Source organism: Rhodobacter maritimus, assembly GCF_058747975.1.
This window is the reverse complement of the sequence record NZ_CM179095.1, coordinates 2980396-2996308: the sequence shown is the minus strand read 5'-3', so window position 1 is coordinate 2996308 and position 15913 is coordinate 2980396. Positions and strand designations below refer to the sequence as shown.

The window sequence follows — 15913 nt, the reverse complement described above, 5'->3', positions numbered from 1 at the left end:
CTGATCTTCTGCGCGCGAATCACGAAACGCGCTAGGGGGAATTTTCGAGTTTACAGAGTGTTTACCAATTGGCGCATACGGGACTGGAAGGTTGCTTCGAACTCGTGCTGCCGCGCAAAAGTCAGCCCTTTTTCCGCGCGGTCCGAAATCTCTTCGCGGCGGGAGGCAAGGGCCAGAATCTGCGCGGCAAGGGCCTCGGGATCGCTCATCGGGGCCGACCAGCCGGCTTCACTGCGTTTGAGAAGCGTGGCCCACATCAGGTTTTCATAGCCGGCGATCGGTAGGCCGCAGCCCATGCTTTCGATGTAGGTGCAGGACGGATCGGATTGGCGGTGACAGGACAGAAAGATATCCGCCTGGCTGCGTGAGATAGGGACAAGTTCGCGTTCGAAATCGACCGGCGCATGCAGACGAACCCTTTCGGACAGGCCGTGCTGCACGATACCGGCTGCGATCTCGTCATGCAGGCTGCCCGAACCGTAGATGTCGAGCGTAAAATCCATCTCCGCGCGTGCCAGCATCAATGCGACAGGCACCAGATCCTGCGCGCCTTTCATCGGCTCCAGCCGGCCCGAATGGATCAGCCGGATCGGCGCGCCAGAGGCAAGGCGCGCCCTGCGTCGCTGCATCTCTTCGTCGGTTGCGAAAAGCTCTGTCGTCATACGGTTGTCGAGATAGAGCAGGTGGTTTTCGTTCAGCGGACCATAGGCCATGTCAGCGGGATAGCCGTTGGCCTGCAACCCGGCTGCCGCGCGGAAGGCCCGTTTGCGGCGAATCTCCTGCAAGAACAGCCACAGCTTGGAATAGAGCCGTTTCAGCGCCGGTCGCCCGCGATCCAGCGCAGCGGTCTGAAGCCGGGTGCGCAGGGTGTATTCCACCACATAGACGACCTTGGCCTGCAAGCTCTGGATCAGCCGTGGCGGCAACAGCTCCAGATGGCTGTCGCCGGAAAGGACCACGATGTCCTGATTGGCGAACATCTCGGCTGAAAGCGGTGCCTTGGCGTCGATCAGCTTCAGGTCGAAGCACAGGTCTGCGCGACGGAAATCCGCACCGAAAGGCATCGCCTCATTGCCACGCCGCAGGATGCAGGAAAACGGCCCCGGCCAATGTTCGCAATGCAGTCGCATGCCTTCGACGAATTTCTTGTCAAGCGTCACAAGCCCCCCGGGCTTTTCGATCACGGGGGCGGGCGCCACCATGATAAGACGGGGCATCATTCTGGGGGGCATGCGGTATTCTTTCGAGATGGGCGTTCGGGGATATCTGACACGATTAGAGGGCAATTTTATGAAGGCAAAAAGGTTTTCGAAAGGTGGCAATAAGATAGAGGATGCGGCAGTATCTGTAAGTCTCTTTCTCAGATCATACGCCCTATGCTGTTGAAAATAAAACGCCTCAATCCGGTTGTTCGCATGTCGATGCTTGTTTTCGCGGCGGTGCTTGCCGCCGCTCTTGTCGTATTGGGGGCCAAACTTTGGCACCTACGCTATGGCGAAAAACTCGCCCCGATTGTGGCGCTGGATGCCGATCTCGCCGATGCGGTGTATTTCGACCCGATTTTGCCGCCGGAGGGGCCGTTGCGCGTCTATCACCTTGGCCACAGCCTTGTCGGGCGAGACATGCCCGCGATGTTGGCGCAGCTGGCCGGTAAGGGGCACGCATTCGACAGCCAGCTGGGTTGGGGAACGGCCCTGCGCGCGCATTGGGAGCCTTTGGTGAGGATCAACGGCTATCGGAGGGAGAACGCGCACCCGAATCACCAGCCCGCGCACAAGGCGATTGAAAGCGGCACATATGATGCGCTCATTGTGACCGAGATGGTCGAGATCCGCGATGCGATCCGGTATTTCCACTCGGGCGATTATCTTTTCCTCTGGGCGCAGGCCGCGCGGAAAGCCAACCCCGAGGCCCGCGTCTATCTTTACGAAACCTGGCACCCGCTGGACGATCCCGAAGGCTGGCTGGAGCGGCTGGACCGGGACCTTGACCTTTACTGGGAGGGCGAAATTCTGCGCCCCGCGCTTGCGCGCGAGGGGTTGGGCGGGCCGATCCATGTGATTCCGGGCGGGCAGGTCTTCGCCGCCCTCGTGCGCGAGATTGAGGCGCGCGGTGGTGTCGGGAATGCGGCCCGGCGTGAGGATCTTTTTGCGCTGAATGCCGATGGCACGCAGGACATGATCCACTTCAACGATCTGGGCGCCTATCTGATGGCGCTGACCCATTACGCGGTGCTTTACCATCGCAGCCCGGTTGGCCTTCCGCATCAGCTTCGCCGCGCGGATGGCACGGCCGCCGATGCGCCCGACGCGGAACTGGCGCGGCTGATGCAGGAAACCGTCTGGCGGATCGTGACGAACTATCCCAAGACCGGCGTGGCGCAGGCGGGCGGCTAGCTCCTCAGGCGAAGGGCCCCGTGATGCCGGCAAGTGCCGCCAGCACCATTGCGGCAAGCCAGGCCGACAGGAAGCCGGACGACCTGCGGCGGCGGGTGCTGCCCCCCTTGGTTGCAGGAACGACCTCGGGGATCGAGACGACCGGTTGAAGGCCAAGCATCCGCTGCATCTGGCTGGCGCTGCGCATCACCGGGTTGAGGATTTCCAGCAGGAAAGCCACGCCGAAGGCAAGGCCCGCGCTTGCCGCAAAGCCGAACACCGCGATCTTCTTGCGCTTCGAGTTCGAGGGATGGGCCGGGGGCAGGGCGGGTTCGAGAACCTCGAAACGCTCGGTCTGCTGGCTGGCCTGAAGCTTGAGCGTCGTTTCCGCCTCGGAACGGCGGCGGTTCACCACGCTGTGCTGGTCTTGCAACTGGCGCAGGCGGCGCTCGAAGGTATTCAGGTTGCGCTCGACCTCGGGCATCCGGCTGATGGCGGACTCGATCGTGGCCCGGCGTTCGTCAAGCAGGCTTTTCTGGGCCTGAAGCGCGGTGATCTGGCTGGCGATCATGTGGCGCTGGCGCGTGGCCGCGGCAAGGCGCGCTTCGCCCGAGCCGCTGGTCACGGCCTCAATCCGGGTTTGCAACCGCTGGATTTCCGGGTGGCCGGGGGCAAAGACGCGCCGCGCTTGTGCAAGCTCCACCTCAAGCTGGCGCAGCTCTTCCTCTACGGGGTTGGCGCCGGGCGTCCCCTCGCCGATGCGCATCGCCGTATCGCTTTCCAGCGCGGCAAGCTCGCGTTCCAGTTCCAGGATCTTCTGATCCAGATCCAGGCTGTTTTCCCAAAGCCGGGACAGCTCGTCGCGCCGGAAGGTCAGGCCGTCAGGCAGGGCATCATCATTCTTGTTCTTGAATTCCGACATCTCGGATTCCAGCGCAGTCATTTCGTCCGCGATGCGTTTCTCTTCAGCCTCAAAGAAGCTCAGCGATTCTTCGGCCTGCGCGACACGGCTTTGCAGATCCTGGTCCACGACGCGTGCGGCCAGATCGTTGGCCACTGCCGCGGCTTTCTCGGGGTCGCCAAGGCTGACCGTGATGATCAGCGAGGCGACGCGGCCGTCGTTGACATAGCCCTGTTGCACCGCCGAAATGCTTTCGATCCGGGTCGCGGCATGAAGGGCGGCCACCTGGTCGCTTTCGGGCAGTTGCCGCAATTCGGGGAACAGCCCATGCTTCTGGATCATCTCGAGAACGCTGTCGCGCGCCATCAGGCGCTGCTGGATCAGCTGCAACCGTTGCGCGGTGGTAACACCGCCAGATGCCGCATCCCCCGAAATCGAGGGGCTGTCGACCTGAAGGATCGCCGAGGATTCGTAGGTATGGGGCTGGATATAGGCGAAGTAGAGCACGGCCGCCATCAGCACGCCGAAAATTGTCCCGATCATCCGTAACCGGCGACGCAGCATGCCAATAAGTTCGTCAAGTGTCTGGATCGGACCCATCGCGATGTCCTCGTAATCCGTCGTCAGAAGCCCGGGGACAGCGACGCGCCGCAAAAAACTATTGCGCCGCATATACCGCGATCGCCGCCCGGGATGCTAGCCCTGATCCGGCCGGCCTGTGGTCTTTGCGGATTGGCGTGGGGGCCGGGCAGAAGGTTGTTTCGTGTCGATAAACAGCCTGCTTCCCGGGCGTTGCGGGTAACTGTGGCATTTTTCCGCGCAATGGCTTGGCATGATGCCGCCGAGCGGGGGTGCAGATTCTCTTGCCGTGTTGCGTTTCTTCCACACTGAAACGATAAAGAGGACAAGACGTCGCAGGATTGGTGTCCAAGGCGCCCGTGTTCGGATGGGTTAGGTAAAAGTTTCAACCTTTACAATTCCTTGGGATCTTTTTGCGGTGATGGGGTTTCTGGTACGTGACCGATACGGGAAGATCTCGGTCCGGCCGGTGTGAGATGGAAGCAGTGTCGACGGGGTCGCCAGATGTCAGGGCAGGTTGCAGGAAGCGGGCGGCAGGGCCACTGTTTCGCCCGTTTTGCGCCGTGCTTTGGCTTTGAAACCACGGGACAAAAAGGGGTGTGCGGAAGTTTTCGGCCCCTGACGAAATGAGATAGGACGCGAAACAATGGCAAGATTCACTTTGAATTACGATCAGCTTTTCAGCGGATTGTTTCCTTCGCGCACGAAGGAGCCAGAAGTGACGCAGCCCGTGTCCGAGCCCGCCCAGGCGGAGATTGTGCCTGCCAGCGCCGAATCGGTTTCGATGTCCATGCCATCCGCCATGACGCAAGAAGTTGCGACCGGCGATGCCGAGCGGATGCCGGGCTTCTATGCAGAGTATTTCGCCCTTGGCAGCGGGGTAAGCAGCCTTTCCCAGATTGATTTCGACGCACCGCCGACGGCCAGCGGTGCGGTTCTGTCGCTGGATACGCTGCGCTCGGAAGGGGCGTTCTGGCAAGGTGGTCCGACCGATCACTTCGCCGCGCGCTACACCGGCAGCGTCGAAGTGGCCCAAGCGGGGCGCTATACGTTCTATCTGACGTCGGATGACGGCTCGGCGCTTTATGTCGATGGTGAGCTGGTGATCGATAATGACGGCCTGCATGGCACGATGGATCGCCGGGTGCGGCTTGATCTCGATGCCGGCACGCATGAGATCGAGGTGCGCTATTTCGAGCGTGATGGCGAGCAGAGCCTGCGGCTCGAATGGCGCGGCCCCGACAGCGATGGCCGCAGGGTCGTTCTTGACGGCGATGCGCTAAGCCATGCCATGCCCGAGATGGTGGATGACGGTGCCGGAGCGGGGGGCGATGACTCTGGCATGGATCACGATCACGGCACTGATGCTGGCGCGGGCAGCGACGACACGGGCACCGATGGGGATGATACCGGTACTGGTGGCGACGGTGCCGGCACCGGCGGTGACGATACGGGCATGGATCACGACCATGGCACGGATGACGGCACGGAAAATGGGTCGGGCATGGCGATGCAAGGGCTGCGCGCGTCGTATTTCCTTTTGCCGGCAGCAGTATCGTCGCTTGACCAGATCGACTTCGACGCGACGCCCTCCGCCTCGGGAATGGTTGGTTCACTCGATACGCTGCTCTCGACCGACCCGTTCTGGGATGAAGGCACGGCAGATCATTTCGCGGCCCGCTATCAGGGGGCGCTGAATGTCTCGAAGGCGGGGCAGTATACGTTCTATCTGACGTCGGATGACGGTTCGGCACTTTATATCGACGGCAAGCGCGTCGTGAACAATGACGGCCTGCATGGGACGATGGACCTGAGCGTAACGCTGGATCTCGAGGCTGGTGCGCATGAGATCGAGGTGCGCTATTTCGAGCGTGACGGCGAGCAGAGCCTGCGCCTGGAATGGCAAGGCCCTGACAGCGAGGGTGCCCGCGAGGTGATCGGTGGCGGCGCGTTCAGCCATATGTCGGATGACATGGATGATACCGGCATGGACCATGACCATGGCACGGATGACGGCACCGATACCGGAACTGACGAGGGCACCGGCGCGGGCGGCGATGATACCGGCATGGACCATGACCATGGCACGGATGACGGCACCGATGCCGGAACGGACGAGGGCACCGGCACGGGCGGCGACGATACCGGCATGGACCATGACCATGGCACGGATGATGGCACCGATACCGGAACGGACGAGGGCACCGGCACGGGCGGCGATACCGGCATGGGTCATGACCATGGCACGGATGACGGCACCGATACCGGAACGGACGAGGGCACCGGCACGGGTGGTGACGATACCGGCATGGGTCACGACCATGGCAGCGGCTCGACCGATCTGCCCCAGACCCCAGCCGAGATCGAGGCTTTCGTGACCGCCGTCATGGCCGAGCCCGATGGCCATGCCCATGGCGACAATGCCGCGATGGCGACCGAGCATATGCAACTGCTGGATCTCGTGCCGCGTTCCGAGGCGACCCATGTTGCCGTGGCCAATGGCGACTGGTTCGATCCAGCGACCTGGTATCAGGGCCGCATCCCGGATGCCGATGCCAAGGTTCTGATTCCAAAGGGTGTTTCGGTAACCTATGACGGCGAAAGCGATGCTTCGCTGTTCACGGTTCGCGTGGATGGCACGCTGTCCTTCGCCACCGATGCCGATACGAAGATGGTCGTCGATACGATGGTCGTCTCCGGCTCTGGCCGCCTGGAGATCGGCACCGCCGACAATCCGGTCGATCCCGATGTGACGACGCAGATCATCATCGCGGACAACGGCGATATCGACGTGAACTGGGATCCCTCGCTCTTGTCGCGCGGCGTCATCTCGCACGGTTCGGTCGAGATCCATGGCGCCGAGAAAGAAGCGTTCATGACCGTGGCGCGTGCGCCGATGGCCGGGGATACCTTGATCGAGCTGTCCGAGCTGCCGGCGGGCTGGCAGGTGGGGGACAAGCTGGTCCTGACCGGCACCCACAAACAGGGCTGGACCTGGGACAACAACCAGCGCCAGGTCGTCTATCAGGAAAGCGAAGACGAGGAAGTCTACATCACCGCGATCAACGGCAACACGGTCACCATCGACCGCGCGCTCAGCTACGATCACGACGCCCCGCGCGAAGATCTGGCCGCCTATGTTGCCAACATGACGCGCAACGTCACCATCTCGAGCGAGAGCGGCGAGGCCAGCGAGATCCATCACCGCGGCCATGTGATGTTCATGCATAACGACGATGTCGACGTGCGTTATGCCGCATTCGAGGATCTGGGCCGTACCGACAAGTCCGAGCCCGCCTTCGATGTGGGCACGCTGTCCAGCGTTTCGGCCGACAGCAACGTCAAGGGCCGCTATTCGCTGCACTTCCACAAGACCGGTACGCTCGATCAGGAAAACCCGGCCATGTCGGTGGGCAACGTGGTCGATGGCTCTCCGGGCTGGGGCATGGTGCACCATTCCAGCCACGCGGATTTCGTCGATAACGTGGTCTTCGACGTCTTCGGCGCCGCCTATGCCGCCGAGGATGGCGATGAAACCGGGTCCTGGATCAACAACATCGCGATCCGGGCCGAGGGGATCGGCTATGGCGAGGCCGCGGCCAAGCAGCAATCCGATCTGGGGCGTCACGACAATGGCCGCACGGGCGACGGGTTCTTCTTTGCCGGGCGTCTGGTCGAGGCTGCCGACAACGTCGCGGCCAATACCACCCACGGCTATGTCTGGATGCATCGCTCGGCCCCGAGCGATCCGCTTTCGGCGAACCTGCAGAACCCCGAGATTGCGCATGGCGCCGAATACCTGGACGTGGAGCGCACGGTGATCGAGGGCTTCCACAATAACGAGGCCTTCGGCACGCAGGTGGGCCTTGTCGTGGTCAAGGCCAGCCATTGGCAGGATCATGACACGCGCACCATCCTGGACGGTTTCCTGAACTGGGAAACCTCGAACGGGATGGAGATCGCCTATACCTCGCATTACACGATCAAGGATGTCGATCTGATCGGTACGCGCAACTCCGCGCCCGTCGCCGATGCCGCAACCGGCGTGGCCGTCATCGGCAACGCCTTCGACATCACGTTCAACGGCCTCAGCGTCGACGGCTTCAACACCGGCGTCGACATGACTCATAACGAGCACACGTTCGGCAGCCGCGACGCCGATTATGGCCACGTATTCATCGACGCCGATATCACCGATACCCGCACGCCCTGGGCGCATCTTTCGACCGCGCGTTATACGGTGATGAACTCGGACGACCTGGTCGAGGGGCGGCTTTCCTTCGTGATGCAGGGCGACACGACCCTGTCTCTGGGCGAAACCTTCTATTTCGACGGGCTGAAGACCGACTCGATCGGTACCCGGAACCGTCAGTTCGACGGCGACCGCCAGAAGATCGAGCCCGAGAACATCAACCGCCTGCTCCAGACCGATGGCTACTATGTCACGGCATCGGGCCAGAAGGTGATGCTGATCGAGGATTTCGTGGCTGACCGCGCCACGGGCGAGCTGCTGAAGTTCAGCCATGTCGTGACGCTGGCGATGACCGATGCGCAGCTGAACGGCATCGGCGCACAGAACAACGGGCTGATCACCTTCGGCGGCGCCCCGGTTCTGGCGCAGGACGACATGGCGCATACCTCGGCCGGGGAAGATGTGATGATCGACGTTCTGGTCAACGACCGGGATCCCGATGGCGGCGATGTGCGTGTCGACGGGCTGGGTGATCCGCGCCACGGCGATGTCTACCTGCAGGATGACGGCAGCGTCCTTTACAGCCCGAACGAAGGGTTCACCGGAACGGACAGCTTCACCTACTGGTCGGCGGATGACGAGGGCTTCTATACGCAGGCGACCGTAACGGTCACCGTGGACGGCTGGGATCCGTCGATGTGATTGCGCTTGGGTGATTTTGCCTGCATCGTAACGTGGGGGCGTTACGATGGGGTGAAGCTGTGTCTGACGACAGTGCTCAAGGCGAAAACGGGGAAAACCGGGTCAACCGGCTGCGGCGCAGCGTGGTTTTCGCGGGGTTTTCGCTGCCACTGCTGGGCGGGGCGGCACTTCTGGGCCTGAAAGGGCGCGGCGACCTGCCCGTGACGGCAATTCGTCAGGTTCAGGCCGGCCCCGCGCGGGCGACGCTTGGCATGGGACTTGCCGGGCTGTCTGATTACAGCACCCAGCAACCCTTCATCGACCACATCAAGACCGCGCGCAGCTGGACCGGTCATATCCGAGGCCAGTGGGGCGGGTGGGAACATGCCCAATTGCAGGAAGGCGGGCATCTTAATGCCGATGGCTGGCTGGTCTCGATCCCGCCAGAGCTTGAGGCGGTGGAACTTCTGGTCCTGACCGGACAGCCCGCCGAGGCGGTCTCGTTGCGCGGCCGCTATCGGCTGCGCTATGCCGGGAAAGGCGAGATCATGCTGCGCTACAATGCACAGAACGTGCAATATGCGCCGGGCGAGATCTGGTTCGATTATGCCCCCGGCGGTGACGGGCTTGTGGGGGTGGCTATCACGCGCACCGATCCGGCCGACCCGATCCGGGATATCTCGGTCGTGCGCGAGGATCAGATTGCGCTCTTTGAGGCGGGCGAGGTCTTCAATCCGCAATGGCTCGCATTGCTTGATGGTGTCAGCGTCCTGCGCTTCATGGACTGGATGGCCACGAATAACAGCAGCTTGCAGCACTGGGCCGATCGTCCGCAGCCGGGCGACTATACCTATACATGGCGCGGCGCCCCGGCCGAGGTGATGGTCGACCTGGCCAACCGTCTGAAGGCCGATCCGTGGTTCACCATGCCGCATCTGGCCGACGAGGCGTTCAACCAGAACTTCGCGCAGCTTGTCCGGGGGCGGCTGGATACCGACCGGCGCGCGCATGTGGAATATTCCAACGAGGTCTGGAACTGGCAATTCATGCAGGCGCAATGGGCCCATGCCGAAGGCCAGGCCCGCTGGGGCAAGAAGGTCGAGGACGCCTGGGTGCAGTTCTACGGGATGCGCGCTGCAGGGATGGCCCGTGCCTGGCGCGCCGAATATGGCGATGAGGCCGCAACACGGCTGAAGCTGGTGTTGGCCACGCATACCGGCTGGACCGGGCTTGAGGCCTCGATCCTCGATGCGCCGAAATGGGTGGCGGAAGATCCGCAGAACAACCGCCCCCCCGCAGAGTATTTCGATGCCTATGCCGTGACGGGGTATTTCGACGGCGCGCTCGGGCGGGACGATACCCCGCCCAAGGTTCTGGACTGGCTGTCCGAAAGCCGCGCCGCGGCCGAGGCCGCGGGCCGGGCCGAGGGGCTGGGCGGTGCCGCGCTACAGGACTATGTCGCCGCACATCGCTTCGACCTTGCGGTCGAACGCGCCGAGGAGCAATTGCGCGACGGGTCCGCCACGGGGCGCGAGGAAGGCTCTCTCAAGGAACTTATGGCGCTTTTGTTCTCCTATCACGCCGGGGTCGCGCAGGATCGCGGGCTGGAGCTGGTGATGTATGAGGGCGGCACCCATGTCGTAGGGATCGGCGAATGGGTCGAACATGAAGCCCTGACCGAGTTCTTCATGCATCTGAATTATACCGAGGCGATGGGCCGCCTTTATCAAGAGCTTTTGCAGGGGTGGACTGAAATCGGCGGCGGCGTCTTCACCGCCTATTACGATATCGGGCGGCCGGGAAAATGGGGAAGCTGGGGCGCGCTGCGCCATATCGACGATGAAAATCCGCGCTGGTCGGCGCTGGCGGCATTTCGATCGGCCCGCAATGCGGCGGCGGCGCCCTGACGCATCTTTTCCCCCGCGTCACCATAGAATATGCACAAAGATGTTTTCTTGAGGCGGGGGCCATGTCGTCTTCTTGGTCCCCGCTGCGCACTCGTTATGAATACCGCCCCGTTTGAAAGGCACCGCCCGTGAGCATTGATCCAGATCCCCCGACCGCGCAATTCCAGGGGCTGCGGGTGGCCTATCTGGTCAACCAGTATCCCAAGGTCAGCCATACCTTCATCCGCCGAGAGATCCTTGCCCTTGAACGCCAGGGCGTGACGGTCCGGCGCTTTGCGCTGCGCGGCTGGGATGCCGAGGTGGTCGATCCCGCCGACATCGCCGAAAAGGCCCGGACCCGTCATCTTCTGGCCGACGGGCTGTTGCCGCTTGCCGGGGCAGTGCTGCGCAGCGCCCTGCGCAGGCCGGGCGCAACGTGGAAGGCCTTCCGCGCGGCGATGGCGATGTCGCGCCATTCGGTCCGGCCCTGGCCCTATCACCTGATCTGGCTGGCCCATGCCTGCCGCCTTTCCGAGTGGCTGGAGGGCGAAGGGATCACCCATCTGCACGCGCATTTCGGCACCAACTCGACCGATACCGCCTATCTGCTGCACCTTCTGGGCGGGCCCGATTACAGCTTTACCATTCACGGCGCGGATGAGGCCGACAATGCCCGCAACCTGAACTTTCCGCGCAAGGTGGGGGGCGCGAAATTCGTCGCCGCGATCAGCTCCTACACCCGCAGCCAGCTTTTGCGCCATATCGACCCGGCGGACTGGCACAAGGTGCGGGTCGTGCATTGCGGGCTCGAGGCCGACTTTTTCGCGCCCGCTCCCGCGCCGCTGCCCGAAAGCCCGGTCCTTCTGTGCATCGGGCGGCTTTGCGGCGAAAAGGGCCATGCGGTGCTGCTCGAGGCCTTCGGCGCGCTGGTCAGGACGCATCCCGATTGCCGCCTCGTGCTGGCCGGCGACGGAGAGTTGCGCGCCCGGATCGAGGCGCGCATCGCGGCGCTTGGCCTTGGCGATCGTGTCACCATCACCGGCTGGATCGGCAGCGACGAGGTGCGCCGCCTGATCACCGAAAGTACCGTCCTTGTGCAGCCCAGCCTGATGGAGGGCCTGCCCGTGGTCATCATGGAGGCGATGGCGCAGCACCGCCCCGTGATCTCGACCTATATCGCGGGCATCCCCGAACTCGTGCAGCCCGGCCGCACCGGCTGGCTTGTCCCCGCGGGCGAGGTTGAAAGCCTGGCCGGCGCGATGGCCGCGGCGCTGGACACGCCGCGCGCCGAACTGGCCGCGATGGGGGCGGCGGCGGCCGAACGGGCGCGCGCGCGCCACGATATCGACACCGAGGCCGCAAAGCTGGCCGCGCTGTTCGCGGCGAAGGGCTAGGGCGATGGGGGTGGGCTTGAAACGGCTTGCAGCGCAGATGCTTGCGGCGCCGCCGGTCTGGCGGCTTTTGCGCCGCCGCGCGCTTGCGGGCGATCCGCTGACGATCCTGTGCTATCACACGCTCGGCCCCGACCGGGGCGGCCCCGAGGCATGGACCGTGCTGCGGATGGAGGATTTCCGCCGCCAGGTGGCGCTGCTGCGCGCGCATTACGACATTGTCAGCCTTGATCAGGCGCTTGCGCCGCGCGCGCCCGGCGCCACCCGTCCGCGCGCTGTCCTGACCTTCGACGATGGCGAGGCGGGGATGCATCGCCACCTTCTGCCCTTCGTGCGCGCCGAAGGGGTGCCGGTCACCGTCTATGTCGCAACCGGCCAGATCGAGACGGGAACCCCCTTCTGGTTCGACCGGGTGATGAACGCGCTTCAGGCCGAGGGGGCCTTCGCCCTCGATCTGCGCGCAGAGGGGCTTGGCCAGTGGGCGTTCCCGGCGGGCGGCGGTGCGGCGCTCTGGTCCGTGATGGGGCCCTTGCTGGAACGGATGAAGACGCTTGCCCCCGCCGCGCGCGAGGATCTGGCCGCAAGGATCGCGGCTGCGCGCCCCGCGCCGCCGCCCGGCCGCATGCTGGCCCCGATGACACGCGCGGAACTGGCCGAGCTGGCCGCCTGTCCGCTGGTCACGATCGGCGCGCACAGCCATTGCCACAACCTTCTGGATCAGATCCCGCTGGCGGAGGCGCGCGAAAGCATGGTGCGTTCGCGCGCCCTGCTGCGCGACTGGACCGGGCAGGAGGTGGCGCATTTCGCCTATCCGAACGGCAACCATTCCGCAGCGCTTTGCGATGCCGCGCGCGATGCGGGCTTCCGTTCGGCCACCATCCTCGGCATGCGCCTTGCGCGTGCCGATGCACATCCCTTCGCGCTGCCGCGCCTTGCCATCGGGCGCTATGACAGCGCCGCGCGCTTCCGCCTTCGCCTGGCCGAGGTCTGATCCGATGCTGAACATCATCATCCCCGCCAATAACGAACAGGCCTATATCGGGCGCTGCCTTGACGCAGTTCTGGCGCAACGGATGCCCGAGGATGCGCCGAAGGTGCGCGTGGTGGTGGCGGCAAATGCCTGCACCGACGATACCGTCGTACTTGCCCGCGCGGCCACGCCACGGGCGGATGCGCGGGGCTGGACGATCGAGGTGCTGGACCTGCCGCAGGGCGGCAAGGCCGGGGCGCTTAACGCCGCCGACCGGCTTGTGACGGAGGACGATCCGCAGGGCATGCGCATCTATCTGGATGCCGATGTCGTCATGTCGCCGCCTCTTCTGGCCGCGCTGTGGCGCGCGCTGGACCGGCCCGATGCGGCCTATGCCAGCGGCCGGCTGGTCGTTGCGCGCGCGCAAAGCGCCGTGACGCGCGCCTATGCCCGGATCTGGACGCGTCTTCCCTTCATGACCGAGGGCGTTCCGGGCGCCGGGCTTTTTGCGGTGAATGCCGCCGCGCGCGCGCGTTGGGGCGAATTTCCCGCAATCATCTCGGACGATACCTATGTGCGGCTGCAATTCGCCCCGGCGGAACGGATCGGGGTCGAGCCGGGTTTCGAATGGCCCATGGTCGAGGGGTTCTCAAACCTCGTCCGGGTGCGGCGGCGTCAGGATGCGGGCGTGGCCGAGGTTGCGCGTCATTACCCCGCGATCATGGCCAATGAGGGCAAGTCCGTGCTGACACGCGGGCATCTTCTGCGCCTGGCGCTCAGCGATCCCGCCGGCTTTGCGGTCTATGTGTCCGTGGCGCTTGCAGTGCGGATGCGGCGCGACGCGGGCCGTTGGTCGCGCGGGCGCTAGTGGTGCCTTGGCCGCTGCTTACGGGCGCGGAAGCAGGTTTCGGGATAGATCGAGCGCACCTCATGCACGCGCAGCCCTGCCTCTTTCATCAATCCGCAGATCGTGCGGCGGCTGGGATAGACCGGATAGGCGGTTGTCCATTTGCTCGATCCGATCAGAATCCGCCGGCGCAAGGCCATGTAGGACAGCGTGTTGACCGCCGTGACGACATGCGAGCGCACCTCGCGCAGCGACCCGCCCAAAGAGGCCCGTAGCCCGCCCCAAAGATAGGGCCTGAGCGTGCAGCCGATCACGATGGCCTCGCCGCCGTTGCGCAGGACGCGTGCGATTTCGGTCAGGGCGGGGCCGATGTTGAAATACTGATGCGCTGTCACGCAGACCACCACGTCGAAACGCCCGTCGGGAAACGGGATTGCCTCGGCGCTGCCAGCCTTGACGTGGTAATCCGTCACGCCATGCGCTTCGGCGAAGATCGTGCCGATCTGGCGATAGATGCCCAGGGGCTCAAGCCCGACGATCTCGCGTGTCGTGTCGTTCAGGGACATCAGGTTGGTACCGCTGCCGCAACCAACCTCCAGCACCGACTTGCCGCGAAACGCATCGCGGGCCAGATCCGGCGCTTCGGTTTCGAAGGGCAGGCGATGGTTCCTTTCGGTCCAGAAATGGTATTCGCGGCAGCAATCGGCGGCAAACCACCCGCGCTCGCTCAAGGCGCCGGTGCCGGGGTCGATCCAGCCCAGCTTCTCCAGGCGGTCGCGCAGTTCATGGGGCAGGGTTTCGGGAAGTTCACCGAAATGAAGCCGGGTCATCGCGGCGCTGAGCGTATCGAGATCTGCTTCGAGCAACAACGCCCGCGTGCGCTGGAATTCCGATGGGTCAAGCAGCATGCGCCCTCCGTCAAACATCCCGCGACCCGGCATCTGGAACCGCAAACAAACTCACTCGTTGGCAACAACACAGTCGAAGCTACAGATAGCGTTGCAATTCTGTCAACAAATCTGACATTCATGAATGCGACTTGGACTTGCGTCCAAAGGACGCAAGACTGCATACCGACCGCATTGGGGATTCGACGGGTTATTAAAGGGGGCCGTTCATGACGGAATTTTTCAGGAAGTTTGCCGCAGCCGTGACCGCCGCCGTCCTTCTGGCCGGGGGGCCGGTCCTTGCCCAGCAAGGCGATGATTTGCCGCCGCGCAAGCCCAGCCTGATCACCGTGCGCCAGATCCATTCCGGGCACAGCCTTTCGGATCTCTACGGCTCCAACCCGTGGCCGGGGCGCCTGATCGCGGCCACCAGCATTCTGCCGGGCAACAATGCCCATGAAACGATCCAGCGTTCGATCATTCCGGGGGCGCCGCTGTCCTGGCGTTGGGAAAATCCCAGCTATCCGCCCGATGCGCGCAAGGACATCAGCCAGTTCGAGCTTTTGGTCACGACCGAGGGCGTGCCGCTCAACCCCGATCCGGCGGGCTTCAAGGCCGATACGCTCGACTGGCTGGACAAATGGGTCGCACATGCCTGGAAAGAGGGCAATGGCGGGCGCGGGGCCGAGGTGATGCTTTATTCCACCTGGACCTATTGGCAACATGCGGGCGCGCCGCCGGAATACGACCCCGAGCCCGATGTCCCCTTCCGCGAGCGCCTTGACCGCGACGGGGCACGGTGGGAGTTGATGCAGGACACCGCCAATGCCCACCGCCCCGAGGGCATGCCGCCGATCTACATGATCCCCGGCCACCGGCTGATGATGCGGATCTACGATGACATCGCCGCGGGCAAGGTGCCCGGCATGACGACGATCGGCGATCTTTTCGACGATGACATCCATCCCAACGATATCGGCGCCTATGCGATCACCTGCCTTGTCTATGCGGTGATCTACCAGCGCAACCCGCGCGAGCTTCCCTACAAGCTTATCGTGCCGGACGACACGCTTTCGCCCGAGCAGTCCGAGTATTTCCGGGCCATCGCATGGGACGTGGCGGCCAGCTATCCGCGCAGCGGCGTTCCCGCGCAATGAATGGGCCTTGTCGGCGGGAAATCCGCCGGCTGAACGAAAATCGCCAC

Annotated in this window: 10 protein-coding genes; 7 read left to right on the top strand and 3 right to left on the bottom strand. The window is 63.8% G+C overall.

Annotation, left to right across the window (positions count from 1 at the left end):
• Positions 1 to 50 precede the first annotated feature (50 nt).
• Positions 51 to 1220 (bottom strand): glycosyltransferase, encoded by a 1170-nt coding sequence (locus tag AC4PTO_RS15115; RefSeq protein WP_492729851.1) that lies wholly within the window; start codon positions 1218 to 1220, stop codon positions 51 to 53.
• Positions 1221 to 1415: 195 nt separating this feature from the next.
• Between AC4PTO_RS15115 and AC4PTO_RS15110 the strand changes: the two genes are divergently transcribed.
• Positions 1416 to 2396 (top strand): hypothetical protein, encoded by a 981-nt coding sequence (locus AC4PTO_RS15110; protein ID WP_492729850.1) that lies wholly within the window; start codon positions 1416 to 1418, stop codon positions 2394 to 2396.
• Positions 2397 to 2400: 4 nt separating this feature from the next.
• Here the strand turns inward: AC4PTO_RS15110 and AC4PTO_RS15105 are convergent, their stop codons facing one another.
• Complete coding sequence (locus AC4PTO_RS15105) at positions 2401 to 3876, bottom strand: GumC family protein (RefSeq protein ID WP_492729849.1); 1476 nt, start codon at positions 3874 to 3876, stop codon at positions 2401 to 2403.
• A gap of 781 nt (positions 3877 to 4657) precedes the next feature.
• Here AC4PTO_RS15105 and AC4PTO_RS15100 point away from each other — a divergent pair.
• From AC4PTO_RS15100 to AC4PTO_RS15080, 5 genes are all read left to right on the top strand, one after another.
• A complete protein-coding gene (locus AC4PTO_RS15100) occupies positions 4658 to 8749 on the top strand; it encodes a PA14 domain-containing protein (protein ID WP_492729848.1) in 4092 nt (1363 codons plus the stop codon).
• A gap of 59 nt (positions 8750 to 8808) precedes the next feature.
• Complete coding sequence (locus AC4PTO_RS15095; RefSeq protein ID WP_492729847.1) at positions 8809 to 10635, top strand: hypothetical protein; 1827 nt, start codon at positions 8809 to 8811, stop codon at positions 10633 to 10635.
• 128 nt (positions 10636 to 10763) lie between these two features.
• On the top strand, positions 10764 to 12008 hold the full coding sequence (locus AC4PTO_RS15090; protein ID WP_492729846.1) for a glycosyltransferase: 1245 nt from the start codon (positions 10764 to 10766) through the stop codon (positions 12006 to 12008).
• Positions 12009 to 12024: 16 nt separating this feature from the next.
• Positions 12025 to 12996: a polysaccharide deacetylase family protein gene (locus AC4PTO_RS15085; protein WP_492729844.1), complete on the top strand. Its 972-nt coding sequence runs from the start codon at positions 12025 to 12027 to the stop codon at positions 12994 to 12996.
• Positions 12997 to 13000: 4 nt separating this feature from the next.
• A complete protein-coding gene (locus AC4PTO_RS15080) occupies positions 13001 to 13843 on the top strand; it encodes a glycosyltransferase (protein ID WP_492729842.1) in 843 nt (280 codons plus the stop codon).
• On the opposite strand, the gene AC4PTO_RS15075 is transcribed toward AC4PTO_RS15080, so the two are convergent.
• Complete coding sequence (locus AC4PTO_RS15075) at positions 13840 to 14730, bottom strand: class I SAM-dependent methyltransferase (protein WP_492729841.1); 891 nt, start codon at positions 14728 to 14730, stop codon at positions 13840 to 13842. The genes AC4PTO_RS15080 and AC4PTO_RS15075 overlap by 4 nt on opposite strands.
• Positions 14731 to 14939: 209 nt before the next feature.
• Here AC4PTO_RS15075 and AC4PTO_RS15070 point away from each other — a divergent pair, with 209 nt between their 5' ends.
• Positions 14940 to 15866, top strand: coding sequence for a hypothetical protein (locus tag AC4PTO_RS15070; protein ID WP_492729839.1), 927 nt, complete (start codon positions 14940 to 14942; stop codon positions 15864 to 15866).
• Positions 15867 to 15913 lie beyond the last annotated feature (47 nt).